The organism is Rhizobium sp. CCGE531 (genome assembly GCF_003627795.1).
In the GTDB taxonomy this organism is placed as follows: domain Bacteria; phylum Pseudomonadota; class Alphaproteobacteria; order Rhizobiales; family Rhizobiaceae; genus Rhizobium.
The window spans coordinates 1,500,858-1,525,742 of sequence record NZ_CP032684.1 but is presented as its reverse complement, the minus strand read 5'-3'; the positions used below and the strand labels follow the sequence as shown (position 1 = coordinate 1,525,742).

Annotated in this window: 23 protein-coding genes and 3 tRNA genes; 1 reads left to right on the top strand and 25 read right to left on the bottom strand. The window is 60.0% G+C overall.

Annotation, left to right across the window (positions count from 1 at the left end):
• Positions 1-2 precede the first annotated feature (2 nt).
• From CCGE531_RS07475 to CCGE531_RS07355, 25 genes are all read right to left on the bottom strand, one after another.
• The gene (locus CCGE531_RS07475) at positions 3-686 is read right to left on the bottom strand and encodes an ABC transporter ATP-binding protein (protein ID WP_120663617.1); all 684 of its coding nucleotides are present in this window, start codon (positions 684-686) and stop codon (positions 3-5) included.
• Positions 687-700: 14 nt separating this feature from the next.
• A complete protein-coding gene (locus CCGE531_RS07470) occupies positions 701-2,011 on the bottom strand; it encodes a lipoprotein-releasing ABC transporter permease subunit (protein ID WP_120663616.1) in 1,311 nt (436 codons plus the stop codon).
• A 26-nt stretch (positions 2,012-2,037) separates the two neighbouring features.
• A complete protein-coding gene (proS, locus tag CCGE531_RS07465) occupies positions 2,038-3,360 on the bottom strand; it encodes a proline--tRNA ligase (RefSeq protein WP_120663615.1) in 1,323 nt (440 codons plus the stop codon).
• A gap of 625 nt (positions 3,361-3,985) precedes the next feature.
• Positions 3,986-4,261, bottom strand: coding sequence for a DUF1467 family protein (locus CCGE531_RS07460; RefSeq protein ID WP_120666592.1), 276 nt, complete (start codon positions 4,259-4,261; stop codon positions 3,986-3,988).
• Positions 4,262-4,463: 202 nt separating this feature from the next.
• Complete coding sequence (gene mce, locus CCGE531_RS07455) at positions 4,464-4,868, bottom strand: methylmalonyl-CoA epimerase (RefSeq protein WP_120663614.1); 405 nt, start codon at positions 4,866-4,868, stop codon at positions 4,464-4,466.
• Between the two features lie 31 nt (positions 4,869-4,899).
• Positions 4,900-6,573, bottom strand: coding sequence for a ribonuclease J (locus CCGE531_RS07450; protein ID WP_120666590.1), 1,674 nt, complete (start codon positions 6,571-6,573; stop codon positions 4,900-4,902).
• Between the two features lie 14 nt (positions 6,574-6,587).
• Positions 6,588-7,352 (bottom strand): biotin--[acetyl-CoA-carboxylase] ligase, encoded by a 765-nt coding sequence (locus CCGE531_RS07445; RefSeq protein WP_120663613.1) that lies wholly within the window; start codon positions 7,350-7,352, stop codon positions 6,588-6,590.
• Complete coding sequence (nuoN, locus tag CCGE531_RS07440; protein ID WP_120663612.1) at positions 7,352-8,794, bottom strand: NADH-quinone oxidoreductase subunit NuoN; 1,443 nt, start codon at positions 8,792-8,794, stop codon at positions 7,352-7,354. Before nuoN ends, CCGE531_RS07445 begins: the two co-directional genes overlap by 1 nt.
• A gap of 18 nt (positions 8,795-8,812) precedes the next feature.
• A complete protein-coding gene (locus CCGE531_RS07435) occupies positions 8,813-10,324 on the bottom strand; it encodes an NADH-quinone oxidoreductase subunit M (RefSeq protein WP_120663611.1) in 1,512 nt (503 codons plus the stop codon).
• Positions 10,324-12,318, bottom strand: a complete 1,995-nt coding sequence (nuoL, locus tag CCGE531_RS07430; RefSeq protein WP_120663610.1) for an NADH-quinone oxidoreductase subunit L — start codon at positions 12,316-12,318, stop codon at positions 10,324-10,326. Before nuoL ends, CCGE531_RS07435 begins: the two co-directional genes overlap by 1 nt.
• Before the next feature lie 7 nt (positions 12,319-12,325).
• Positions 12,326-12,634 carry an NADH-quinone oxidoreductase subunit NuoK gene (gene nuoK, locus CCGE531_RS07425; RefSeq protein WP_034507513.1) on the bottom strand — a complete coding sequence of 103 codons (309 nt, stop codon included), beginning with the start codon at positions 12,632-12,634 and terminating at the stop codon, positions 12,326-12,328.
• 31 nt (positions 12,635-12,665) lie between these two features.
• Entirely contained in the window at positions 12,666-13,280 is a 615-nt protein-coding gene (locus CCGE531_RS07420) for an NADH-quinone oxidoreductase subunit J (protein WP_120663609.1), read from the bottom strand.
• 150 nt (positions 13,281-13,430) lie between these two features.
• Positions 13,431-13,922, bottom strand: coding sequence for an NADH-quinone oxidoreductase subunit NuoI (gene nuoI, locus CCGE531_RS07415; RefSeq protein WP_120663608.1), 492 nt, complete (start codon positions 13,920-13,922; stop codon positions 13,431-13,433).
• A gap of 39 nt (positions 13,923-13,961) precedes the next feature.
• Positions 13,962-15,005, bottom strand: coding sequence for an NADH-quinone oxidoreductase subunit NuoH (nuoH, locus tag CCGE531_RS07410; RefSeq protein ID WP_120663607.1), 1,044 nt, complete (start codon positions 15,003-15,005; stop codon positions 13,962-13,964).
• A 12-nt stretch (positions 15,006-15,017) separates the two neighbouring features.
• Positions 15,018-17,099, bottom strand: a complete 2,082-nt coding sequence (nuoG, locus tag CCGE531_RS07405; protein WP_120663606.1) for an NADH-quinone oxidoreductase subunit NuoG — start codon at positions 17,097-17,099, stop codon at positions 15,018-15,020.
• A 244-nt stretch (positions 17,100-17,343) separates the two neighbouring features.
• Positions 17,344-18,093 (bottom strand): 5' DNA nuclease, encoded by a 750-nt coding sequence (locus tag CCGE531_RS07400; RefSeq protein ID WP_120666589.1) that lies wholly within the window; start codon positions 18,091-18,093, stop codon positions 17,344-17,346.
• A gap of 9 nt (positions 18,094-18,102) precedes the next feature.
• Positions 18,103-19,407 carry an NADH-quinone oxidoreductase subunit NuoF gene (nuoF, locus tag CCGE531_RS07395; protein WP_120663605.1) on the bottom strand — a complete coding sequence of 435 codons (1,305 nt, stop codon included), beginning with the start codon at positions 19,405-19,407 and terminating at the stop codon, positions 18,103-18,105.
• 10 nt (positions 19,408-19,417) lie between these two features.
• Entirely contained in the window at positions 19,418-20,554 is a 1,137-nt protein-coding gene (locus tag CCGE531_RS07390) for an NADH-quinone oxidoreductase subunit E (RefSeq protein WP_120663604.1), read from the bottom strand.
• 15 nt (positions 20,555-20,569) lie between these two features.
• Positions 20,570-20,887, bottom strand: coding sequence for a hypothetical protein (locus tag CCGE531_RS07385; RefSeq protein ID WP_120663603.1), 318 nt, complete (start codon positions 20,885-20,887; stop codon positions 20,570-20,572).
• Positions 20,887-22,077 carry an NADH-quinone oxidoreductase subunit D gene (locus CCGE531_RS07380; RefSeq protein ID WP_120663602.1) on the bottom strand — a complete coding sequence of 397 codons (1,191 nt, stop codon included), beginning with the start codon at positions 22,075-22,077 and terminating at the stop codon, positions 20,887-20,889. The genes CCGE531_RS07385 and CCGE531_RS07380 overlap by 1 nt, the downstream gene beginning before the upstream one ends.
• A 67-nt stretch (positions 22,078-22,144) precedes the next feature.
• Positions 22,145-22,747: an NADH-quinone oxidoreductase subunit C gene (locus CCGE531_RS07375; protein ID WP_120663601.1), complete on the bottom strand. Its 603-nt coding sequence runs from the start codon at positions 22,745-22,747 to the stop codon at positions 22,145-22,147.
• An 18-nt stretch (positions 22,748-22,765) separates the two neighbouring features.
• On the bottom strand, positions 22,766-23,347 hold the full coding sequence (locus tag CCGE531_RS07370; protein WP_120663600.1) for an NADH-quinone oxidoreductase subunit B: 582 nt from the start codon (positions 23,345-23,347) through the stop codon (positions 22,766-22,768).
• On the bottom strand, positions 23,338-23,703 hold the full coding sequence (locus CCGE531_RS07365) for an NADH-quinone oxidoreductase subunit A (protein WP_112344271.1): 366 nt from the start codon (positions 23,701-23,703) through the stop codon (positions 23,338-23,340). The genes CCGE531_RS07370 and CCGE531_RS07365 overlap by 10 nt, the downstream gene beginning before the upstream one ends.
• Before the next feature lie 258 nt (positions 23,704-23,961).
• Positions 23,962-24,038 (bottom strand) — tRNA-Asp (locus CCGE531_RS07360).
• A gap of 50 nt (positions 24,039-24,088) precedes the next feature.
• Positions 24,089-24,165 (bottom strand) — tRNA-Asp (locus CCGE531_RS07355).
• 391 nt (positions 24,166-24,556) lie between these two features.
• Between CCGE531_RS07355 and CCGE531_RS07350 the strand changes: the two genes are divergently transcribed.
• A tRNA-Val gene (locus CCGE531_RS07350) sits at positions 24,557-24,632 on the top strand.
• The last annotated feature ends 253 nt before the right edge of the window (positions 24,633-24,885 follow it).

Sequence of the window (24,885 nt, the reverse complement as noted above, 5' to 3'; positions counted from 1 at the left end):
AATCAAACCTCGACCACCTTGCCGTCGCTCAGGGTGACGCGGCGATCCATGCGGGCGGCGAGTTCGTGATTGTGGGTGGCGATCAGGGCCGCAAGACCCGATTGACGCACCAGCGCTTCCAGCGCATCGAAGACGTAATGCGCGGTCGCTGGATCGAGGTTGCCGGTCGGCTCGTCCGCCAACAGCACCAGCGGGGCGTTGGCGACGGCGCGGGCGATCGCGACGCGCTGCTGCTCGCCGCCGGACAGTTCGGCCGGGCGATGATCGGCGCGGTGACCGATACGCATGTAGTCGAGAAGCTGGGCGGCGCGCGCGCTTGCATCCTTGCGCGAAAGGCCGGAAATGAGCTGCGGCATCATGATGTTTTCGAGCGCTGAGAACTCGGGCAACAGATGATGGAACTGATAGACGAAACCGATCTCGCCGCGGCGCACGGCCGTGCGCTTTTCATCGGACAAGGCTTCGCAGGCCTGGCCGTTGACGACCACCTCACCACCATCGGGATGCTCCAGCAGGCCGGCCACATGCAGCAGCGTCGACTTGCCCGTGCCTGAAGGCGCCACCAGCGCGACGATCTCGCCGCTGTGCAAGGCAAAATCGGCCCTCTTCAGGATCGACAGCCGCGTCTCACCGTGCCCGTAATGACGCTCCACGCCCGAGAGCTGGAGAACGACGTTGCGTTTCATCAAATGCGGATTCCTTATTCGTAGCGCAGCGCCTGCACCGGATCGAGCCGCGAGGCACGCCAGGCCGGAAAGATCGTAGCAAGGAAGGAAAGTGTCAGCGCCATCACGACGACGGAGACGGTCTCGCCGAGATTCATCTGGGCCGGCAATTTGCTGAGGAAATAGACTTCCGGATTGAAGATCACGGTGCCCGAAATCCAGGAGAAGAACTGACGGATGGACTCGATGTTCAAGCAGACGACGACGCCGAGGATCACACCCGCAAGCGTGCCGACGACGCCGATGGCCGCACCCGTCATGAAAAAGATGCGCATGATAGCGCCTGACGTCGCGCCCATGGTGCGCAGGATGGCGATATCGCTGCCCTTATCCTTCACCAGCATGATCAGGCCGGAGATGATGTTCAAGGCGGCGACGAGGACGATCAGCGTCAGGATCATGAACATGGTGTTGCGCTCGACCTGCAAAGCCGAGAAGAAGGTGGCGTTGACCTGCCGCCAGTCGGTCAGGAAGATCTGACGCCCAGCTGCTTCCTCGATCTTCGGCCTCAGCTCGTCTACATCGTCCGGATTGGTGATGAAAAGTTCGATTTTCTCGACGATGCCTTCGGCGTTGAAGAAGACCTGTGCTTCCTCCAGCGGCATGAAGACGACGGAGGAATCATATTCCGACATGCCGACTTCGAAGAGACCCGCGATCGTGTATGCCTTGACGCGCGGATTGACGCCGAAGGGTGTGACATCGCCGTCCGGCGCCGTCAACGTAATCTGATCGCCGACCGTCAGGCCCAATTGCCGCGCGAGACGGCTGCCGATCAGCACGCCCTGCCCCGACGCGAAGCCGACCATGTCACCGGAAACGATGTGATCCGAAACGGTTTTGAGCTTCGTCAGATCCTCCGCGCGGATACCGCGCACCAGGGCGCCGGTGCCTGAGCCACCGCGGCCGGAGGCAAGCGTCTCGCCCTCGACCAACGGCAAGGCCATGGTGACGCCGGAGACGGCAGCAAACTTCTTTGCCAGCTCGGCATAATCATTCAGCGGCGAATCGATAGGCTGTACAACGACATGACCGTTGAAGCCGAGGATCTGCTTGAAGAGTTCGGCGCGGAAACCGTTCATGACGGCCATGACGATGATCAGCGCCGCGACGCCCAGCATGATGCCGATCAGCGAGAAGCCGGCAATGACCGAAATCGAAGCCTCCTTGCGCCGGGAGCGAAGATAGCGCCAGGCGACAAGCCGTTCGAATCCGGAAAACGGACGAGACGATGGGCCGGCCTTGAACGAATTTTCCTGCTGTTCCACTGCCGCACTCACCGCCATTCGCCTTCCATCCTATCTATCGCCGATCAGCCGGCCAGCCGCTTGATCGCCGCCTCGACCGTCATCGTCTCGCGAGCGCCGGTCTTGCGGTCCTTCACTTCTACTTCGCCGCTCGCGATCGAACGCGGGCCGACGATGATCTGTACCGGCACGCCGATCAGATCGGCGGTCGCGAACTTCGTTCCGGCGCGCTCGTCACGATCGTCGTAGAGCACGTCACTGCCGGCCTTCGACAGCGCGGCATAGACCGTTTCACAAGCGTCATCACAAGCCTGATCGCCGGCCTTCATATTGATCACCACGACATCAAACGGCGCGACCGAATCCGGCCAGATGATTCCGTTCTCATCATGCGATGCTTCGATGATGGCGGGAACAAGGCGGGTCGGGCCGATACCGTAAGATCCCATGTGGACAGGATGTTCCTTGCCGTCCGGACCCTGCACCTTGGCGCCCATCGGCTCGGAGTATTTCGTGCCGAAATAGAAGATGTGACCGACCTCGATACCGCGCGCGGAGAGGCGCTCGCCTTCCGGAATAGCATTGAAGGCGGCTTCGTCGTGCATTTCGGAGGTGGCCGCATAAAGCGAGGTCCACTTGTCGAAGATGCCCTTGAGGCCGGCAACATCATCGAAATTCGTATCTTCGCCGGGAATGTCAAAATTGACGAAATCCTTGTGGCAGAAGACTTCGGACTCGCCGGTATCGGCGAGAATGATGAATTCGTGGCTGAGATTGCCGCCGATCGGACCGGTATCGGCGCGCATCGGGATCGCCCTGAGACCGAGGCGATCGAAGGTACGCAGATATGCCGTGAACATCTTGTTGTAGGCAATCACAGCGCCTTCCTGCGTCAGATCGAAAGAATAGGCATCCTTCATCATGAATTCGCGCGAGCGCATCGTGCCGAAACGCGGGCGGATTTCATCGCGGAACTTCAGCTGGATATGATAGAGGTTCAGCGGCAGGTCCTTGTAGGACTTGACGTAGGACCGGAAGATGTCGGTGATCATCTCCTCGTTGGTCGGGCCGTAGAGCATCGGTCGGTCCTGCCGGTCCTTGATGCGCAGCATCTCCTTGCCGTAAGCGTCGTAGCGGCCGCTTTCCTGCCAAAGCTCGGCGGACTGCAGCGTCGGCATCGAGAGCTCGATGGCGCCGGCACGGTTCTGCTCCTCGCGGATGATCTTGTTGACCTTGTCGAGCACGCGCTTGCCCAATGGCAGCCAGGAATAGATGCCCTGCGACTGCTGACGGATCATGCCGGTGCGCAGCATGAGCCGATGGGAAACAATTTCAGCCTCCTTAGGATTTTCCTTCAGAATGGGCATGAAGTAACGAGACAGACGCATGACGCTTGTTCCAGATGGTTTGACGTTCCGCTCTCCGCGGAATCGTTAGCAAATTATGTACTGGAGGCAGTTCATAACTGCTTCGACGCTGGAAGGAAACCCGCATTCTGTAATAGAAGAATTTGGCAAACGCCCGGAAATACAGGCGATACAGCCTATTTCCGATGTTTCGAATAAGCGCATGTTTATAAGGATTTACGACGGAAATCCGTCAACAGAAAAATTCTGCGCGACTGTAGCAAAAAAGCAAAAAAAAGGATGACAAAGCTCAATGTTTGAGCTAATTTTAGCTCACAAAAGAGGCAAGAAGGCTAAATTCTTGCCGTTTCGCGGTCAAGTCTTGGGAGGATCAGATCTTAGGCGCGTTCGCTCGCTGCCCCGGCAACGGATAAGGATCACGCGATACTTTAAAACAAGGCTTATAGCCTTGTTTTTTTTTGCTTTCTCAGCCCGATCTTCTACCCATCAGGCCCTTCTAGCGAGAAAGCCTTCCCAGCCCTTCAGCCAAAATACGACAGGCGGACTTGAGATTCTTTGCTCCACCCACATGACAGGCGTGTGACAGATTGATGGCGATTACGGGGCACGCGGCCTGGCGCAGCTTTTACACTACTATTTCTATAGATCACTTATAGCTTGGAACGATCTGGGGAATGGAATCTATACTCAGCCCGAAGTAATGCGAGGCGACATACCAGGCGCCATAGATGAGAGCCGACACCAGCGTCGTGACGAGAACTACCCGCCAGGCTCGAAACTTCGTCGGGGCGCTTTCGACAGTACCGAGAACCACATGTTCGTCCTCGGCCTGTGTGCGCAGGCCGAACGGCAGGACGGCGAAAAGCGTAATCCACCAGATGACGAAATAAATGGCGAAACTGGCGATGATCTGCTGGGCCATCATGCTCCCTTCGAGACGCGTTGCTCGTCTCTTCCTCTTCCGAGCTGCTTATAGGGGCAAAGCAATCGTCTTTCAAAGCGCCGATCAGCGTTTTATCGCATGGTTCCTCAGGCCGGAATCTGTTTGGGGATAAGATTATACAGCAAATTTAATGTGTTACAGCATCCTGAGCGCGTCATATCCGACGCGCGGCGCTGTAATGTCACATTTGCTCAAGCTCGATCAGGGTGCCGAAGAAATCCTTGGGGTGCAGGAAGAGTACGGGGTTGCCATGCGCGCCGATTTTGGGCTCGCCATTTCCCAGCACGCGCGCGCCGGCGGCGACCAGATGATCGCGCGCGGCAATGATGTCGGCAACCTCATAGCAGATGTGATGCATGCCGCCATCGGGGTTCTTCGCAAGAAATGCGGCGATCGGCGAGGCCTCGCCCAGCGGTTCCAGCAATTCGACCTTGCCATTCGGCAATTCGACGAAAACGACGGTCACTCCGTGTTCGGGCAGCGCCTGCGGCGCGGACACCGTGGCGCCCAGCGTGTCGCGATAGACCTTGGAGGCCTTTTCTATATCCGGAACGGCGAGCGCCACATGATTGATGCGTCCAAGCATGGATCCCTCCTCCCCGATCAGACCGCGATGCTCAGCCGCCGGTACGCGTGACAAACACCGTTACGAGGGGCTTCTTGCCCCAGCCCTGGTTGGCAGCGGCGCGCACGGCACGGCGAGTGGCCTCCTGGAGCATATTCATATCCTTGCGGCGGGCACGGGGAATGCTCTCGATGGCACTGACGATGGCGTCGAAGAGCGTATCTTCCATCTCCTCGCCTTCGTCATCATAGGACGGCAGGCCGATCGGCACGACATCCGGATCGCCGACGATGTCATAACGGGCATCGAGCACGACGTTGACCGCGACATGGCCGACATAGGAAAGCTTCTTGCGCTCGCCGATGCCCATCTCGTCGAAATCGCCGATCAGGATGCCGTCCTTGAAGATACGCCCATGCGGTGCCTCGCCGATGACTTCGACAGGACCGGGCGCAAGGCGCACAACATCGCCATTGCGCACGCGCGGCACGGTGGCAATGCCGCTCTGTTCGGCCAGTTCCTTGTGGGCGGTCAGATGTGTCGCTTCGCCATGCACGGGGATGACGACCTTCGGACGCGTCCACTCATACATCTTCTGCAATTCGTTGCGCCTGGGGTGGCCGGAGACATGCACAAGCGCTTCCGCATCCGTCACGACATGCACGCCCTGCTCGATCAGGCCGTTCTTGATGTCCTGGATGGCCTTTTCATTGCCGGGAATGGCGCGCGAGGAAAAGACGACGATATCGCCTGATGCCAATGCGACATTGCGCATCTCGTCGCGAGAAAGCTTGGCAAGAGCGGCGCGCGGCTCGCCCTGGCTGCCGGTCAGGATCACCACGACCTTGTCGCGCGGGATATAGCCATATTCGTCTTCGGCGATGAAGGGCTTGATGCCTTCCATGATGCCGATATCGCGGGCGACATCGACGACACGCTTCAGCGAACTGCCGAGCAGCAGCACTTCGCGACCGGCCGCTTCGGCGGCCTCGGCAACGGTGCGGATACGACCGACATTCGACGAGAAGGTGGTGATCGCTACCCTTCCCTCGGCATCTTCGATGATCTTGCGCAGGCTTTCGGAAACATCCTTTTCCGAGGGCGAAACGCCATCCCGCAGTGCGTTAGTGGAATCACACATCAGGGCCAGCACGCCCTCGTCGCCGAGCTGGCGGAAACGGGTCTCGTCGGTCAGCGGCCCGAGCGACGGCTCGTGATCGATTTTCCAATCACCCGTATGAACGACATTGCCGAGCGGCGTGCGGATCATCAGCGACATCGGCTCGGGAATCGAGTGGTTGACGGCCACGCCCTCGATCTCGAAGGGGCCGACATTGATGCGATCGCCGGCCTTGAAGAGCGTCACCGGGATCTCGCCCATCGACTTCTCATAGTCGCGCTTGGCCTCGAGAAGGCCGGCGGTAAAGGGGGATGCATAGATCGGAACATTCAGGCCCGGCCAGAGATCGTTCAGCGCGCCATAGTGATCCTCATGTGCATGGGTAATGATGATGCCCTTGAGGTTCTTGCGTTCCTTGGCGAGGAAACGGATATCCGGCAGAACGAGATCGACGCCCGGGAGATCCGGCCCCGGGAACGTCACGCCGCAATCGACCATGATCCACTGGCGCTGCTCCGCCGGGCCGTAGCCGTAGAGGGCGAGATTCATGCCGATCTCGCCGACGCCGCCGAGGGGCAGAAACACCAGTTCGTCTTGCTTCGCCATCTGATCCTCAACCATTATCTAAAGAAAACATCGCCCGCAGCGATCGGCATGATCCTGCCGTCCTCGGTCTCGAGCAGCAACAGGCCATTATCATCGATTCCGGAGAAATGGCCCGAAATCGAGCGATCCGGCAAGTTCACCGTGATCTTTTCACCGATACCGCATGCGAATTCGCGCCAGCGCGCGGTGATCTCCCGAATGCCCTTGCCGCGATTCCAGACATCGAGCGCTTCGGACATGGCAGCGTAAAGATGTGCAAACAACTCGTCCGGCGAAACCATCGAGCCTTGCTGTCTGAGGCAGGTGACTGGATACATCGGATTGTCGAGCATCACCGCGATATTGATGCCGATGCCGATGACGAGTGCATAACGACCGTCGGGCAAGGCTTCGCCTTCGATCAGAATGCCGCAGGTCTTCTTGCGGCCGATCAGGATATCGTTCGGCCACTTGATCTCGGCCGGCTCGGCGGCAAGCGGCAGCACGCCACGAACAGCCTGATGTACGGCGACCGCGACCGCAAGCGGCAGGGAGCCGAGGCGGTCCATGGGAGCGGGATCGATCAAGAGGAGAGATGCGTAGAGATTGCCGGCTTCCGACACCCAGGGGCGCCCGCGGCGGCCGCGGCCGCCCGTCTGGCGCTCGGCGGTCACCCAAAGGTTTCCGAGGTCGCCCGCGCGTGCACGTTCGAGGCACACGCTGTTCGTGGACGAAGTCTCTTGAAGGGCATCATGCCGGAAGTCAGCGAGCGACTTCCGGCTATTCATGTCAGACGCCATCAAAACAGCGTCGCAGCGGCCAGATCGGCAGCACCGCCGATTACGCCGCCGAAGAGGACATAGGTGATGACGAACAGGCCGGAAAGACCGAAGACGAGGCGCAGCGAACCAGCCGTGCGCGTGAACTCGTCCGTGGCCTCATCGAACCACATCACCTTGATGACGCGCAGATAGTAGTAGGCGCCGACGACGGAGGCCAATACGCCGATGATGGCGAGCGCATAGAGATGCGCCTGGATGGCCGCGACGAAGACGAAGTACTTTCCGAAGAAGCCCGCGAGCGGCGGAATGCCGGCCAGCGAGAACATCAGCGCCGTCAGCACGACAGCCATGAAGGGGTTGGTCGCGGACAGGCCGGCGAGATCGTCGATGTTCTCGACCTGACGGCCATCCTTGCGGCGCATCGCCATGATGATGGCGAAGGAGCCGAGCGTCATGACCATGTAGATGACCATGTAGAGCATGACGCCGGAGACGCCGGTCTTGGTGCCGGCGGCCAGGCCGACAAGCGCATAGCCCATGTGACCGATCGACGAATAGGCCATCAGTCGCTTGAAGTTGCGCTGACCGATTGCGGCGAAGGCGCCGAGCAGCATCGAGGCGATCGAGATGAACACGATGATCTGCTGCCAGTCGGCCAGCACCGGATGGAAGGCCGTGACGACGATACGGGTCAGGATCGCCATGGCTGCAACCTTCGGCGCACCCGCAAAGAAGGCGGTGACCGGGGTCGGAGCACCTTCGTAGACATCGGGCGTCCACATGTGGAACGGCACGGCGGAGATCTTGAATGCCAGACCAGCAAGCACGAAGACCAGACCGAAGACGAGGCCGAGCGAGCGGGTCTCGGCGCTGAGCGCCGTCGCGATGGCGTCGAAGGTCGTGTGGCCGGTGAAGCCATAGACCAGCGACATGCCGTAGAGCAGCATGCCGGAGGACAGTGCCCCGAGGACGAAGTACTTCAGGCCGGCTTCGGTCGATTTGACGCTGTCGCGGTTGATGGCGGCGACGACGTAGAGGGCCAGCGACTGCAGTTCCAGCGACAAATAGAGCGAGATCAGGTCATGCGCCGAGATCATCAGCAGGATGCCGAGGGTCGCCAGCAGCAAGAGCACCGGGAATTCGAAGCGATCGAGCTGCTGCTCGCGCGCCTGGCCCATGCTCATGAACATGGCGACGATCGAGCCGACCAGGGCGACGATCTTCATGAAGCGGGAGAAGCCGTCGGCGAGATAGGCGCCGCCATAGGCAAGCCCCTCACCCGGGACGAAGATGATCCAGAGACCGGCTACCGCAAGAAGCGCGATGGCAAGACCGGTGACCGTGGGTCCCGACCGCTCGCCCGAGAACACACCGATCATGAGCAACGCAAGCGCACCGACCGCGAGGATGAGCTCCGGAATGGAAAGATGCAGGCTTGCAAGAATTGTGTCAGCAGTCATGTCGAATAGGTCCCGTCATCAATTCATCGACAGCGCAACATTCTGCGCAGCGTGCAGGGCAGCGGTATAATTGTTCACCAGCAGATCCACCGAAGCGGCCGTGGCATCGAAGATCGGAGCCGGATAGACGCCGAAGAAGATCGTGAGCGCGATCAGCGGATAGAGGATCAGCTGTTCACGCGGCGACAGATCCAGAAGCTTCTTCAGGTTTTCCTTCTCCAGCGCGCCGAAAATAACGCGGCGATAAAGCCAGAGCGCATAGGCTGCCGACAGGATCACGCCCGTCGCGGCAAAGAGCGCAACCCAGGTATTGGCGCGGAAGACGCCAATCAGGGTCAGGAATTCGCCGATGAAGCCGGAGGTGCCGGGCAGGCCGACATTGGCCATGGTGAAGACCATCATGGCGACGGCATATTTCGGCATATTATTGACCAGGCCGCCATAGGCCGTGATCTCGCGGGTATGGGTGCGGTCATAGATCACGCCGACGCAGAGGAAGAGCGCGCCCGAGACGATGCCGTGCGAGAGCATCTGGAAGATCGCTCCCTGTACGCCCTGCTGGTTGGCCGCAAAGATGCCCATGGTTACATAGCCCATGTGAGCGACGGACGAATAGGCGATCAGTTTCTTGATATCGTCCTGCATCATCGCGACCAGAGAAGTGTAGATGATGGCGATGACCGAAAGCGCGAAGACGAGCGGCGCGAAATATTCAGAAGCGTTCGGGAACATGCCGAGCGAGAAGCGGATGAGACCGTAGCCGCCGAGCTTCAGGAGGATGCCTGCCAGGATGACCGAGCCGGCCGTCGGCGCCTGAACGTGTGCGTCGGGAAGCCAGGTGTGAACCGGCCACATCGGCATCTTCACCGCGAAGGAAGCGAAGAAGGCGAGCCACAGCCAGGTCTGCATCTGCGGCGGAAACTTGTACTGCAGCAGCGTCGGGATGTCGGTCGTCCCGGCCTGCCAATACATCGCCATGATGGCGAGCAGCATCAGCACCGAGCCGAGCAGCGTGTAGAGGAAGAACTTGTAGCTGGCGTAGACGCGATCCTTGCCGCCCCAGACGCCGATGATCAGGAACATCGGAATGAGGCCGGCTTCGAAGAAGACGTAGAACAGCACGATATCGAGCGACGTGAACACGCCGACCATCATCGTCTCGAGGACGAGGAAGGCGATCATGTAGTCCTTCAGCCGCTTCTCGACCGAGAGCCAGCTTGCGAGCACGCAGAAAGGCATCAGGAAGGTCGAGAGGATGACGAACAGCATGGAGATGCCGTCGACGCCCATGTGATAGCTGATGCCACCGGTCAGCCACTCACGCTTTTCGATCAGCTGGAAGCCCGGATTGGCATTGTCGAACCAGATCCAGACGAACAGCGACACGATGAAGGTGACGATGGTCGTCGCCAGCGAGATGTTCAGGACATTCCGGCGGCCGTTGGTCCCGTTCTCCTGCGTGAACAGCAGGAGAAGGACACCGACCAGCGGCAGAAACGTGACCGTTGAAAGAATAGGCCAATCGGTCATCAGAGGGAACTCCCGAGCATCATCCAGGTAACGAGGGCGGCAATGCCGAGCAGCATCGCGAAGGCATAGTGATAGAGGTAGCCGGTCTGCAGGCGCACGACGCGGTTGGTGACATCGACGACGCGGGCGGCGATGCCGTTCGGGCCGATGGTGTCGATGACCCCGATGTCGCCCTTCTTCCAGAGGAAGCGGCCAAGTGCCTTGGCGGAGCGGACGAAGAGGAAGTCATAAAGCTCGTCGAAATACCACTTGTTCAAGAGGAACTCGTAGAGCACGCGCTGCTGCTGGGCGAGCCGGCGCGGCGTTTCCGGCGACTGGATGTAGAAATACCAGGCGGTGACGAGGCCGAGGAGCATGGCGATGAAGGGGCTGAGCTCAACCCACAGAGGCGCATGTTCCATCTCTTCGAGGATCTTGTTGTCCGGGAGCGTGAACAGCGCATGCTTCCAGAATTCCTCATAGGCATGACCAACGAAATCGGCGTTGAAATACATGCCGGCGAAGACGGCGCCGATCGCCAGCAGGTAGAGCGGGATCAGCATGACATTCGGCGATTCATGCACGTGGTGCATGACCTCGTGCGAAGCGCGGGGCTTGCCGAAGAAGGTCATGAAGATCAGGCGCCAGGAATAGAAGCTGGTGAACATCGCCGCGATGACGAGCAGCGTGAAGGCGAAGCCTGCGGCTGCATTGTGCGAGGCGAAGGCCGCCAGGATGATCGCATCCTTCGAGATGAAGCCGGCAAAGCCGATATGTGTGAGCGGGATGCCGACGCCGGTGATTGCCAGCGTGCCGATAACCATCATCCAGAAGGTCTTCTGGATATGCGGGCGCAGGCCACCCATATGACGCATGTCCTGCTCGCCGTCGACGGCATGGATGACCGAGCCCGCGCAGAGGAAGAGCAGCGCCTTGAAGAAGGCGTGGGTGAACAGATGGAAGATCGCGGCACCGTAAGCGCCGACGCCAAGGGCGACGAACATGTAGCCGAGCTGCGAACAGGTCGAGTAGGCGATGACGCGCTTGATGTCGTTCTGGACGAGGCCGACGGTCGCGGCGAAGAAGGCCGTGATCGCGCCGATGATGGTGACGACGGTCAGCGCATCCTGCGACAATTCGAAGATCGGCGACATGCGGGCGACGAGGAAGACGCCGGCGGTGACCATGGTTGCGGCATGGATCAGTGCGGAGACCGGCGTCGGGCCTTCCATGGCGTCCGGCAGCCAGGTGTGCAGCAGGAACTGCGCCGACTTGCCCATCGCGCCCATGAAGAGCAGCAGGCAGACAGTCGTCAGCGCGTGGCCGCGATCAAGATGCATGCCCAAGAAGTTCAGCACGATGTCACCGGGCTGACCGCCCTGCCCCGCGGCAAAACTCTGCGCATTGCCGAAGATCACATCGAAATTGATCGAGCCGAAGAGGACGAAGACGCCGGCAATACCGAGCACGAAACCGAAGTCGCCGACGCGGTTGACGATGAAGGCCTTGATCGCCGCCGCGGAGGCGGACGGCTTCTTGAACCAGAAGCCGATCAGCAGATAGGAGGCCAGACCGACGCCTTCCCAGCCGAAGAACATCTGGGCGAGATTGTCGGAGGTCACCAGCATGAGCATGGCGAAGGTGAAGAGCGAGAGATAGGCGAAGAAGCGCGGACGATGCGGATCATGATGCATGTATCCGATCGAATAGACATGAACCAGGGTCGAGACCGAGTTCACGACGATCAGCATCACCGAGGTCAGCGTGTCGACGCGCAACGACCAGGACGCGTCGATGCCGCCGGACTGGATCCAGCGCAGCACTTCAACCTTGATAACGCCGTCCGTATGGCCGAGAGCCACCGTGAAAAAGACGACCCAGGAAAGAACCGCGGCGACGATCATCAGGCCGGTGGTAACATATTCCGAAGCCTTGGCGCCGATCGCGCGGCCGAAAAGGCCGGCTATGATCGCGCCGATCAGGGGAAGAAAGACGATAGCCTTATATAAAAACATAGCTGTATCAGCCCTTCATCATGTTGACGTCTTCGACGGCGATGGAACCGCGGTTACGGTAGAAGACGACGAGAATTGCAAGACCGATGGCAGCCTCGGCGGCGGCGACAGTCAAAATGAACAGAGCGAAAACCTGGCCGACGATGTCGTTGAGGAACGACGAGAAGGCGACCATGTTGATGTTGACGGCGAGCAATATGAGCTCGACGGACATCAGGATGATGATGACGTTCTTGCGGTTGAGAAAGATACCGAAAACGCCGAGCACAAAGAGGATGGCGCTGACCGTGAGGTAATGGGAAAGTCCGATGACCATATTCTTGTTCCTTTGACCTTCGTGCCTCGCCTCAGACGCCCTGCCCCGGCTTGACCTTGACCACCTCGACGGCGGTCGCGGGCGTGCGGGCGACCTGTTGGGAAATGTTCTGGCGCTTGATGTGCGTGCGATGCTTCAATGTCAGCACGATTGCGCCGATCATCGCAACCAGCAGCACAAGGCCGGCGATCTCGAAGAAATAAACGTAGTTGGTATAGAGCACGTCGCCGAGGGCGGCGGTATTCGTCCGGGTCGACGGCGCCGGTATCGGCATGGCGACGGACTTGGCGATAGTGGGCGAAATCACGCTGCCGCCGACGACGACGATCAGCTCGGCGGCGAGGATGATGCCGATCAATGCGCCGATCGGAGCATATTCCAGAATGCCTGCCCTGAGCTCAGAGAAGTCGATATCGAGCATCATGACGACGAAGAGGAAGAGAACCGCCACCGCGCCGACATAAACGACCAGCAGGATCATCGCCAGGAATTCAGCCCCCATCAGCAGGAACAGGCCGGCCGCGTTGAAGAAAACCAGGATGAGGAACAGGACCGAATGGACCGGATTCCGCGCCGAGATGACCATGAACGCCGACGCCACAGCGACAAAGGCGAAGATGTAGAAAAAAAGAGCCTGCAGACCCATGTTGGTGCCTTTTTCGTCTTCCCCCGGGCAGCCGGGAGTTCCCTGCCCGATGGAGCTCGACCGGACGATAAGTCTGGCAAAGCCCCGATCCATATTCAACCGCGACGGCGACAATCGTGGCCGCCCGTCACGGCATATTCAAAACTCCGCTCAGCGGTACGGCGAGTCGATCGCGATGTTGCGCGCGATTTCGCGTTCCCAGCGGTCGCCATTGTCCAGGAGCCGCGTCTTGTCGAAGTAAAGCTCTTCGCGGGTCTCGGTGGCAAATTCGAAGTTCGGCCCTTCGACGATGGCGTCGACCGGACATGCCTCCTGGCAGAAGCCGCAATAGATGCACTTCACCATGTCGATATCGTAACGCACCGTGCGGCGGGTGCCGTCGTTGCGGCGCGGCCCGGCCTCGATGGTGATGGCCTGGGCAGGACAGATGGCTTCGCAGAGCTTGCAGGCGATGCAGCGCTCTTCGCCGTTCGGATAGCGGCGTAGCGCATGTTCGCCGCGGAAGCGCGGGCTGACCGGCCCCTTCTCGAACGGATAGTTGATCGTCGCCTTCTGCTTGAAGAGGTAACGCATCGACAAAAAGAACGCGCCGACAAATTCCTTGAGGAACAGCGAGCTGACGGCGTTGGACAAACCGGCCATCTTAACCTCCAAAACTGCCAGAAGCGGGGAAAGACATCATCACGCCCATCCCGTCAGCTTCAGCACGAATGCAACGATAACGACCATGGCGAGCGACAGCGGCAGGAAAACCTTCCAGCCGAGACGCATGAGCTGGTCGTAGCGGTAGCGCGGCACGAAAGCCTTGACCATCGCGAACATGAAGAAAACCAGGCACGACTTCAGCAGGAACCAGATGATGCCCGGAACCCAGTTCAGGATCCAGATATCGACCGGAGGCAGCCAGCCGCCGAGAAAGAGAATCGTCGTCAGCGAGCACATCAGGACGACGGCCGCATATTCGCCGAGCATGAACATCATGTAGGGCGAGGAGCCGTATTCGACCATGAAGCCGGCAACCAGCTCCGATTCCGCTTCCGGAAGGTCGAAGGGCGGACGGTTGGTTTCAGCCAGCGCCGAAATGAAGAACACGATGAACATCGGGAACAGCGACAGCCAGTGCCAATCGAGGAACGAGGCCGGCAGGCCGAGCTTCGTGCCGAGGCCGGTCTGCTGCGAGAGCACGATATCCGTCAGGTTCAGCGAACCGACGCAGAGCAGTACGGTGACGATGACGAAGCCGATCGAGACTTCGTAGGACACCATCTGTGCCGCCGAGCGAAGCGCGCCGAGGAACGGATACTTCGAGTTCGAAGCCCAGCCGCCCATGATGATGCCGTAAACTTCCAGCGACGAGATCGCCAGAATGTAGAGGATGCCGACATTGATGTCGGCGACAACCCAGTTCTGCGCCACCGGCACGACGGCCCAGGTGGAAAGCGCCAGCACCACGGAAACAAGCGGCGCCAGCAGGAACACCGTCTTGTTGGCGCCGGCCGGGATGATCGGCTCCTTGAACATGAACTTGAGCAAGTCGGCGAAGGACTGGAATAGGCCGAAGGGACCGACGACGTTCGGGCCGCGGCGCAGCTGGACGGCAGCCCAGATCTTGCGGTCGGCAAGCAGGATGTAGGCGATGAAAACCAGCAGGCAGACCAGGAGAAGCAGGGACTGGCCGATCATGATCAGCGCCGGCCAGAGATAGGTCGAAACGAATGAATCCATAGTCCTCTGCCCTTACTCTGCCGCAACGCGGAAATTGTTGCGGGCCAATGCCGAGCACTCTGCCATGACAGCCGATGCGCGCGTTATCGGGTTCGTCAAATAGAAGTCTTTGATCGGCGAAGCAAATGCCGATTTGCCCATCGCGCCGGCTTTTTTCGCAAGTGCGGCAATTTGAGCGCTATCGGCTTCGGCAATCTCGTCGATGCCGGCGAAATGCGGGAAGGCTGCATACAGCTTCGCGCGCAATTCCCTCAGCGAATCAAAGGGGAGCTTCTTGCCGAGCACGTCGGAAAGGGCGCGGATGATCGCCCAATCCTCGCGAGCGTCGCCCGGTGCGAAACCGGCGCGGTTGCCCATCTGGACGCGGCCCTCGGTGTTGACCCAGGTGCCCGACTTTTCGGTGTATGCAGCCGCCGGAAGGATGACGTCGGCGGTCTGAGCGCCGCTGTCGCCGTGCGAGCCGATATAGACCGTCAGTTTCGCGGCCTTGCGGCTGAAGTCGAGCTCATCGGCGCCGAGCAGGAAGAGGACGTCCATCGACGACAGCATGGCAGCCGCATTGACACCCTTTGCGCCCGGAACGAAGCCGAGATCGAGGCCGCCGACGCGCGAGGCCGCCGTGTGCAGCACGGCAAAGCCGTTCCAGTCTTCCTTGACGACGCCGACGGCCGTGGCGAGCTTGGCGGCATTCGCCAGCACTTCGGCACCGTCTTCGCGGGTGAGAGCTCCCTGCCCGATGATGATCATCGGCTTCTGGGCATTCTTCAGAACTTCGGCAAAGCTATGCGAGCCGCTGACGATATCGGCCAGCGTATCCGGGCCTGCGCCGAGATAGTCGTAGGAGTAACGAAGGTCGGCGGCTTCGCCGATCACGCCGATCGGGAACTTGCCGCGGCGCCAGCGCTTGCGGATGCGCGAATTCAGCACGGCAGCCTCGAAGCGCGGATTGGCGCCGACGATCAGCAGCGCATCGGCGGCTTCGATACCCTGAATGCTCGGGTTGAAGATGTAGCTTGTGCGGCCGAGCGACGGATCAAGCGCCGTCCCGTCCTGGCGACAGTCGATATTCTCCGATCCCAGTGATTTCAGCAGCTCGCCGAGAGCGTACATTTCCTCAACGGAAGCAAGATCGCCGGCGATGGCGCCGATCTTGTCGCCGCTGGTGGCGGAAACGGCCGACTTGATGGCGGCGAAAGCATCGCTCCAGCTTGCCGGCTGCAGGCGGCCGTCCTTGCGGATATAGGGCTTGTCGAGCCGCTGCGTCTTCAGGCCGTCCCAGATGAAGCGCGTCTTGTCGGAGATCCACTCTTCGTTGATCTGCTCGTTGACCCTCGGCAGAACGCGCATGACTTCGCGGCCGCGCGTGTCGACGCGGATGGCGGAACCGAGCGCGTCCATGACGTCGATCGATTCGGTCTTGTTCAGTTCCCACGGGCGGGCCGTGAAGGCGAAAGGCTTCGAAGTCAGGGCGCCGACCGGGCAAAGGTCGACGACGTTGCCCTGCAGCTCGGAGGTCATGGCCTGCTCGAGATAGGTGGTGATCTCGGCATCTTCACCGCGGCCGATGAGGCCAAGCTCGGAGATGCCGGCGACTTCCGTCGTGAAACGAACGCAGCGCGTGCAGTGAATGCAGCGGTTCATCACGGTCTTGACGAGCGGGCCGATATACTTGTCTTCGACGGCACGCTTGTCTTCCTGATAGCGCGAACTATCGATGCCGAAGGCCATGGCCTGGTCCTGCAGGTCGCATTCGCCACCCTGGTCGCAGATCGGGCAATCCAGAGGGTGGTTGATCAGCAGGAATTCCATCACGCCTTCGCGGGCCTTCTTGACCATCGGCGTATTGGTGAAGACCTCCGGAAGCTCGCCGTTCGGGCCGCCGCGGATATCGCGAACGCCCATGGCGCAGGATGCCTGGGGCTTCGGCGGACCGCCCTTCACCTCGACGAGGCACATGCGGCAATTGCCGGCCACCGACAGTCGTTCATGGAAGCAGAAGCGCGGGACTTCGGCGCCGGCTTCCTCGCACGCCTGGATAAGCGTGTAGTGATCCGGAACTTCGATCTCTTTACCGTCAATCTTCAGTTTAGCCATCGTCCACTCAGTCCTATGTCACGTCTTCAGCCCGATCTGGCCGCAGACAATTTCATGATCGCAAACCGGACTGCCATCGGAACGGCTCAACCGCCTGATGGCACCGGTTCGCTCACAGTAAGCTTTGCCGGATCTTGTCCCCGCAAGACCAGCTTTGCGATCGAGACATCGCGGACATCCCCGCAATCATCTCAACCGCGTTCATTCGCCCTCCCTGGCCGCCGGATGCAGCCGAGGCAAACTCTCAGTTCCGGCCCTTCGGCAACAGCGCCTTCGCCTGGCCGACCCAGTCGTCGCGCCGGATGCGGCCGTCGAAACCGAGATCCACATCGATCCGCTCGATTTCGGCATCGCTCCAGCCGGCGATATCGGCGAAGTGCTTGATGCCGCGTCCGTTCAGCACCTGCTCCAGCTTCGGACCGACGCCGGAAATACGCTTGAGGTCGTCTACCTTCACCGCGGCCTTGCGGCTACGGACAGGCGCCGGCTTTGCGGCAACCGGCGCCGCTACCTCGACCTTGCTCCTGGCAGAGGCCTTGCTCTTGGCGGGCGCAGTCACGATCACGGCGGCAGCAACCGGCTTCGGTTCGGCCTTCTTTGCGACCGCAGGCTTTGGCTTGGCAGCCACGGGCTTCGAAACGACCGGCTTGGCAGCGGGCGATGCCTTGACCGGCTTCACCTCCCCTGCCCCTTCTTTCTTTGCCGCCGGCTTGGCGGCGGCAACGGCGTCATTCTCTTCGCCGGGCTCGACGGCACGCTTGCTTGCCGCCTCGGCCGCGCCCTGAAGCACACCGAAGAACGCGCCGGCGATCTGCGATGTGACGCCGAAGCCTATGGCCGCCGCAGCGGCAAACGCCGCCGCCGGATGCGCCATCAGCGGATGGATCGGCATGATCGGCGAATTCCGCAGCATATCGGCGGCGACGCGGCCGAGATCGGCCGATGCATGATCGGTCGCTCCGCTGCCCTGCCTAATATCCTTGGTCTTCGCCATCATCGGTCCTTACTCGGCTGCTTCCAGTACCGCGCCGTGGCTCATCGCGTTGGCGGTGTACTGGTCGATGCGCTTTTCGATCTCCGGACGGAAATTGCGGATCAGGCCCTGTACCGGCCACGCGGCTGCGTCGCCGAGCGCACAGATGGTATGGCCTTCGATCTGCTTCGTCACCTGGAACAGCATGTCGATCTCGCGCTTCTGCGCGTTGCCGCGTGCCATACGCTCGAGAACGCGCCACATCCAGCCCGTGCCTTCGCGGCACGGCGTACACTGGCCGCAGCTCTCGTGCTTGAAGAAGGCCGAGATGCGGGCGATCGCCTTGATGATGTCGGTCGACTTATCCATGACGATTGCCGCAGCCGTACCGAAGGACGACTTGACTTCGCGCAGGCCGTCGAAATCCATCGGGCAATCGATAATGTCGGCTGCCGGAACGACCGGGCACGATGCACCGCCGGGAATGACGGCAAGCAAATTGTCCCAGCCGCCGCGAATGCCGCCGCCATGCTTTTCGACCAGCTCGCGGAAGGTGATGCCCATCGTCTCCTCGACCGTGCAAGGACGGTTGACGTGACCGGAGAGCATGAACAGTTTCGTGCCGACATTGTTCGGACGGCCGAAGGACGAGAACCAGCCGGCGCCGCGGCGCAGGATCGTCGGGGCAACGGCGATGGATTCGACGTTGTTGACAGTCGTCGGGCAGCCATAGAGACCCATGTTGGCCGGGAACGGCGGCTTCAGGCGCGGCTGGCCCTTCTTGCCTTCCAGGCTTTCGAGCAGCGCGGTTTCCTCGCCGCAGATGTAAGCGCCGGCGCCGTGATGAACAAAAACATCATAGTCCCAGCCCAACTTATTGTTTTTACCGAGAAGTCCGGCATCGTAGCATTCATCGATCGCCGCCTGCAGGGCTTCGCGCTCGCGCATGTACTCACCGCGAACATAGATATAGGCGGTGTTCGCGCCCATAGCGAAACCGGCGATCACGCAGCCTTCGATCAGCGTATGCGGATCGTGACGCATGATATCGCGGTCCTTACAAGTGCCCGGCTCGGATTCGTCGGCGTTGACGACGAGATAGTGCGGACGGCCGTCGCTTTCCTTCGGCATGAAGGACCACTTCAGACCCGTCGGGAAGCCTGCGCCGCCACGACCGCGAAGGCCGGAAGCCTTCATCTCGTTGATGATCCAGTCACGACCCTTTTCGAGGATTTGCTTCGTGCCGTCCCAATGGCCGCGCGACATCGCGCCCTTCAGGGATTTGTCCTTGAGGCCGTAGATATTGGTAAAGATGCGATCCTGATCCTGTAACATGCTTCACCTCTTACCGCGGCTTCTTGCCGAAGACCTTGATATATTCCGCTTCGCCACCCTTAGCGAGTGCCTCAGCCTGCTTGACCCAGTCGTCACGTTCGATGCGGCCCCTGAAATTCAGGTAGCCATCGACCCATTCGCGTTCGGCCTTCTTCCAGCTAGCGACCTGCGCGAAAGTGAAGATGCCGATTTCATGCAGGGTCGACTCGATCTTCGGGCCGACGCCGGAAATCAGCTGCAGATCATCGGGCTGCGGGGGCTTCTCGATAGCGGCGGGGCGATCCTTGTCCGTCAGCGACGGCTTCTGCGTGCTGCCGGCTTTTTCCGATACGACCGCGGAAGCAGTGGTGCCGGAAAGCGGCTGCGTTTCAGCAGCCTTGGCATTCTTGGCTGCTTCCTTCGGCGCCGTTGCCGGCGTCTTCAGGCTCTGATTGGTTTCGGCATCCGTGCTCTTGGCGCGCCCTGCCTCGGACGGCGGGATCGAAACGGCTTCGGCGGCGGCCTTGGCCTTGCCTGTAGCGCTCTTCGCCTTTGCCTCATCCGGCAGCAAACTCGTCAGACCACCTTCCGGGGCGGAGAAAACGCGATCGATCTGCGGGCCGGTCGAAACTTCGCCGCCCTTGCCTGCGGCGAATGCATCGATGATCTCCTCGAGACGTGCCGGCGTCAGATCCTCATAAGTATCCTTGCCGATCACCACCATCGGTGCGTTGACGCAGGCGCCCTGACATTCGACCTCTTCCCATGAGAGCGTGCCGTCGGCGTTGCGCTCGAGGGCATGGTCGTTGATCCGGCTCTTGCAGATCTTGATCAGCCCTTCAGCGCCGCGCAGCATGCAAGGCGTCGTTCCGCAAACCTGGACGTGGGCGCGCGTGCCGACCGGATGCAGCTGGAACTGCGTGTAGAAGGTCGCGACCTCAAGCGCGCGGATATAGGCCATGTCAAGCATATCCGCTATCATCTCGATAGCGGCCTTGGTAACCCAGCCATCCTGCTCCTGTGCGCGCATCATCAGCGGGATGATCGCGGACTGCTGGCGACCATCGGGATATTTCTTGATCGTCTTTTCAGCCCAGACCGTATTCTCCTTGTTGAAGGCAAATGCGGCAGGCTGGAATTGATCTTCGGCAAGTCGACGAACGGACATCTTTCACGCCTTATCTCAGTTTAAGGACCCACACCGCGTATCCGTCAGGGACGAGAATTCGCAGGCATAGGCCGACTGGTCTTTCTGCATAAACACAACAAACTTGCCGCCGTTCGGTACGGCGGCCTTGATTTGATAACCGTGGGAAAGGAGGTCGGCGATCGTGGAATTTCCGCCCGATGCGGCCTCATTTCCGCCTTTCGCAGAATTCGTGCTTGTCGCATTCGAACCCTGCATGGTGATGTTCGGCAGGGTCTGCGCCTTGCCGGTCTGCTGCGCCGAAGCGCCGCAAGCGACAAGGATCACAGGAATAACGACCTGCCAGGCTCGCATCAGCGATCCACCTCACCGAACACGATATCGAGCGAACCAAGCACAGCAGCGACGTCGGCAAGCTGATGGCCGCGGCACATGAAGTCCATGGCCTGCAGATGCGCATAGCCCGGCGCGCGGATCTTGCAGCGATAAGGCTTGTTGGAGCCGTCGGAGACGAGATAGACGCCGAACTCGCCCTTCGGCGCTTCGACGGCCGCGTAAACCTCGCCGGCCGGCACGTGATAGCCTTCGGTGTAGAGCTTGAAGTGGTGGATCAGCGCTTCCATCGAGCGCTTCATTTCGCCGCGCTTCGGCGGCACGACCTTGCCGTCAAGCGAAGAGACCGGCCCGACCTTGGCATCCCCCAGCAGGCGATTGACGCATTGCTTCATAATGCGGACGGACTCACGCATTTCGATCATCCGGATCAGGTAACGGTCGTAGCAGTCGCCGTTCTTGCCGATCGGGATATCGAATTCGAGGTCGGAATAGCACTCATAGGGCTGCGCCTTGCGCAGGTCCCAGGCGGCACCCGAGCCGCGGACCATGACGCCCGAGAAGCCCCACGCCCAACAGTCTTCCAGCGAAACCACGCCGATATCGACGTTACGCTGCTTGAAGATGCGGTTGCCGGTCAGGAGGTCGTCGATATCGTCGAGCGCCTTCAGGAAGGGATCGCACCAGTCGCCGATATCCTGAACGAGCTTTTCCGGAAGATCCTGGTGAATGCCGCCCGGGCGAACATAGGCGGCGTGCATGCGCGAGCCGGAGGCGCGCTCGTAGAACACCATCAGCTTTTCGCGCTCTTCGAAGCCCCAGAGCGGCGGCGTCAGCGCGCCGACGTCCATGGCCTGCGTGGTGACATTCAGGAGATGCGACAGGATGCGGCCGATTTCCGAATAGAGGACGCGGATCAGCTGGCCACGGATCGGGATGTCGATGCCGAGCAGCTTTTCGACGGCCAGCGCATAGGCATGCTCCTGGTTCATCGGCGCCACGTAGTCGAGGCGATCGAAATAAGGAACGGCCTGCAGATAGGTCTTCGTTTCGATCAGCTTTTCCGTGCCGCGATGCAGCAGCCCGATATGGGGATCGACGCGTTCCACAATTTCGCCGTCCAATTCGAGGACAAGACGCAAAACGCCGTGCGCGGCCGGATGCTGCGGGCCGAAATTGATGTTGAAGTTGCGAACGTTATGTTCTGTCATGGCGGCGATGCTCGCGTTGTCAGATATTCAGAGAATGGCGGGCTGGAGCCCACCACACGCCCTCAAATTATGCCTTCGCCTTTTCGTCGCCGGGGAGCACGTAGTCCGTGCCTTCCCAGGGAGACAAAAAGTCGAAGTTACGGAATTCCTGTTTCAGTTCCACAGGCTCATAGACGACGCGCTTGGCGGCATCGTCGTAGCGAACCTCGACGAAACCGGTCGTCGGGAAGTCCTTGCGCAGCGGGTGGCCTTCGAAACCATAGTCGGTCAGGATACGGCGCAGATCCGGGTGCCCGGTGAAAAGAACGCCGTACATGTCCCAGGTTTCGCGCTCGAACCAGTCAGCGCCGGGATAAAGGCCACAAGCAGAGGGAACAGGCTGGTCCTCGCCGACAGGAACCTTGACGCGGATGCGCAGGTTCTTCTTCGGCGACAGAAGATGGTAGACCACATCGAAGCGCTCGGCGCGCTGCGGCCAGTCGACGCCACAGATATCCGTCATGTTGACGAAGCCGCATTTGGCGTCGTCACGAAGGAAAGTCAGCAGGGCGATAACGTTTTCGGCCGCCGTCGTCACATTCAGTTCGCCGTAGCTGATCTCGCTCGAGGAGATCAGGGCACCGCGAACTTCCGTTAGATAAGCGGCTAGCTCGTTCAGGGCTTCACTCATGATACCTTGTCCCCTGCCTTACCGTTCGATCGTGCCAGTGCGCCGGATCTTCTTCTGCAGCAGAAGCACGCCGTAAAGCAGCGCCTCCGCCGTGGGAGGACAGCCCGGAATATAAATATCGATCGGAACGACGCGATCGCAACCGCGCACGACGGAATAGGAATAGTGATAGTAGCCGCCGCCATTGGCGCAGGAGCCCATCGAGATGACATAGCGCGGCTCGGGCATCTGGTCGTAGACCTTGCGCAGAGCGGGCGCCATCTTGTTGGTGAGCGTGCCGGCGACGATCATGACGTCGGACTGGCGCGGCGAGGCACGCGGCGCAAAGCCGAAGCGCTCGACGTCGTAGCGCGGCATGGAAACCTGCATCATTTCAACGGCGCAGCACGCGAGACCGAAGGTCATCCACATCAGGGAGCCGGTGCGGGCCCAGTTGATCAGCTCGTCGGTGGAGGTGACCAGAAAGCCCTTGTCGGCGAGCTCGTTGTTGATCTCGCCGAAGAACGGGTCGTTGCTGCCGACAGGCCTGCCGGTCGCGGGATCGACGATCCCCTTCGGCTGCGGCGCCACGAGCATCGTGTTGCTTGGGGCTACTCCCATTCCAGGGCTCCCTTTTTCCATTCATAAATAAAGCCGATGGTCAGCACCAGCAGGAACACCATCATCGACCAGAATCCGAACCAGCCGATCGCGCCGAAGGAGACGGCCCATGGGAAGAGGAAGGCGACTTCCAGATCGAAGATGATGAAGAGAATCGATACCAGGTAGAAGCGGATATCGAACTTCATGCGGGCGTCATCGAATGCATTGAAGCCGCATTCATAGGCCGACAGCTTTTCCGAATCGGGCGCCTTGAAGGCAACGGCAAACGGCGTGATCAACAACGCCAGGCCAATCACCAAGGCAATACCAATGAAAATCGCTATCGGAATATAGGAACTGAGCAGTCCAGTCATCATGTCCATCCCTGCTTGCGATCAGCGCCGGGGCGGCGCATCTGAGCAAATGCCCAGCAAGCGAAAGAGCGTTGCAACAAAGCCGTGGTTAGCGCAGGCGGAGCGCGCGCGCAAGCCTTTTGAATCTGTCGTTCGAGGTACTGTCGAGCGGTAGATATCAATATGTTGCGACGGCAACGCGACAAATCGGCGCAAACGCGAAAAGGCTCGTTCGCAATCGCAATAAATTGACGTTTGATTGTAATGGCTTGGAGAGAATGGCGCGAGTGACGGGGCTCGAACCCGCGACCTCCGGCGTGACAGGCCGGCACTCTAACCGACTGAGCTACACCCGCGCATTGCTTTGCCTTTCGGCACGGTGCCTGATCCGGAAATTACCTTGAAATGGCGCGAGTGACGGGGCTCGAACCCGCGACCTCCGGCGTGACAGGCCGGCACTCTAACCGACTGAGCTACACCCGCATTTCATTTCAAGCATTCCGGATGCTTTCGCACCCATCAAAGCGGCCCTCGCCGTTCGATGAGCGGCTAACTACGGGGTTCGTGTTTGGGTGTCAAGCAGGTTTGAATACAAATCGATGACAGAGCGCGAATTGTTTTGGACAAGCCTGTCCGCAACTTTCCGCTCAATCGATTTGGCATGGCAGGTTCCCGCCCCACGCATTTCATCAGCGCCTGATATGCCCAGGGATAGTTCGGCGAGGCTCAAATTCGCACATGTGGATGCGTAAGATCGAGGATGCGTAAAAATCAAAAAAATCAAAAAATCTTCACAAACACTCTTGCGGTTTTTCCCTGTTCCGCATAGATCACGGCCACCGAATGCGGCGGGCCAATGACCCGCTTGGCTGAAGGGCGATTAGCTCAGTTGGTAGAGCGCCTCGTTTACACCGAGGATGTCGGGAGTTCGAGTCTCTCATCGCCCACCATTCTTTCCTGACTTCGATTGGCAAATTTCAGGTATGAACGATGTTTTTCGTTCTCGGACGGCAGTTTTGCGCGTCCAGTGCGCGCCGCTCAATAATTGCCGAAAATAACGACCGCCAGAAGCGCCACGGAAACAAGAACGAGAGCCGCGATAATCATCAGCAGCTCCTTCAACATGAACCTTTCCATCTTGCTGTCATCCATGATGTTTGCTCCCGGCAAACCGTTATTCGCTTTCCTGGCGTCGAATCGCCG

Coding starts and splice junctions, on each gene's coding strand:
- nuoK (WP_034507513.1), bottom strand. CDS start 12,634: ATGGTCATCGGACTTTCCCATTACCTCACGGTCAGCGCCATCCTCTTT.
- CCGE531_RS07435 (WP_120663611.1), bottom strand. CDS start 10,324: ATGACCGATTGGCCTATTCTTTCAACGGTCACGTTTCTGCCGCTGGTC.
- nuoL (WP_120663610.1), bottom strand. CDS start 12,318: ATGTTTTTATATAAGGCTATCGTCTTTCTTCCCCTGATCGGCGCGATC.
- nuoH (WP_120663607.1), bottom strand. CDS start 15,005: ATGGATTCATTCGTTTCGACCTATCTCTGGCCGGCGCTGATCATGATC.
- nuoF (WP_120663605.1), bottom strand. CDS start 19,407: ATGTTACAGGATCAGGATCGCATCTTTACCAATATCTACGGCCTCAAG.
- nuoN (WP_120663612.1), bottom strand. CDS start 8,794: ATGACTGCTGACACAATTCTTGCAAGCCTGCATCTTTCCATTCCGGAG.
- CCGE531_RS07385 (WP_120663603.1), bottom strand. CDS start 20,887: ATGCGAGCCTGGCAGGTCGTTATTCCTGTGATCCTTGTCGCTTGCGGC.
- CCGE531_RS07460 (WP_120666592.1), bottom strand. CDS start 4,261: ATGGCCCAGCAGATCATCGCCAGTTTCGCCATTTATTTCGTCATCTGG.
- CCGE531_RS07445 (WP_120663613.1), bottom strand. CDS start 7,352: ATGGCGTCTGACATGAATAGCCGGAAGTCGCTCGCTGACTTCCGGCAT.
- CCGE531_RS07420 (WP_120663609.1), bottom strand. CDS start 13,280: ATGGGTCTGCAGGCTCTTTTTTTCTACATCTTCGCCTTTGTCGCTGTG.
- CCGE531_RS07390 (WP_120663604.1), bottom strand. CDS start 20,554: ATGTCCGTTCGTCGACTTGCCGAAGATCAATTCCAGCCTGCCGCATTT.
- CCGE531_RS07470 (WP_120663616.1), bottom strand. CDS start 2,011: ATGGCGGTGAGTGCGGCAGTGGAACAGCAGGAAAATTCGTTCAAGGCC.
- nuoI (WP_120663608.1), bottom strand. CDS start 13,922: ATGGCCGGTTTGTCCAACGCCGTCAGCTCGCTGTTCCTCAAGGAATTT.
- nuoG (WP_120663606.1), bottom strand. CDS start 17,099: ATGGCTAAACTGAAGATTGACGGTAAAGAGATCGAAGTTCCGGATCAC.
- mce (WP_120663614.1), bottom strand. CDS start 4,868: ATGCTTGGACGCATCAATCATGTGGCGCTCGCCGTTCCGGATATAGAA.
- CCGE531_RS07365 (WP_112344271.1), bottom strand. CDS start 23,703: ATGACTGGACTGCTCAGTTCCTATATTCCGATAGCGATTTTCATTGGT.
- CCGE531_RS07375 (WP_120663601.1), bottom strand. CDS start 22,747: ATGAGTGAAGCCCTGAACGAGCTAGCCGCTTATCTAACGGAAGTTCGC.
- CCGE531_RS07450 (WP_120666590.1), bottom strand. CDS start 6,573: ATGGCGAAGCAAGACGAACTGGTGTTTCTGCCCCTCGGCGGCGTCGGC.
- CCGE531_RS07475 (WP_120663617.1), bottom strand. CDS start 686: ATGAAACGCAACGTCGTTCTCCAGCTCTCGGGCGTGGAGCGTCATTAC.
- proS (WP_120663615.1), bottom strand. CDS start 3,360: ATGCGTCTGTCTCGTTACTTCATGCCCATTCTGAAGGAAAATCCTAAG.
- CCGE531_RS07400 (WP_120666589.1), bottom strand. CDS start 18,093: ATGGCGAAGACCAAGGATATTAGGCAGGGCAGCGGAGCGACCGATCAT.
- CCGE531_RS07380 (WP_120663602.1), bottom strand. CDS start 22,077: ATGACAGAACATAACGTTCGCAACTTCAACATCAATTTCGGCCCGCAG.
- CCGE531_RS07370 (WP_120663600.1), bottom strand. CDS start 23,347: ATGGGAGTAGCCCCAAGCAACACGATGCTCGTGGCGCCGCAGCCGAAG.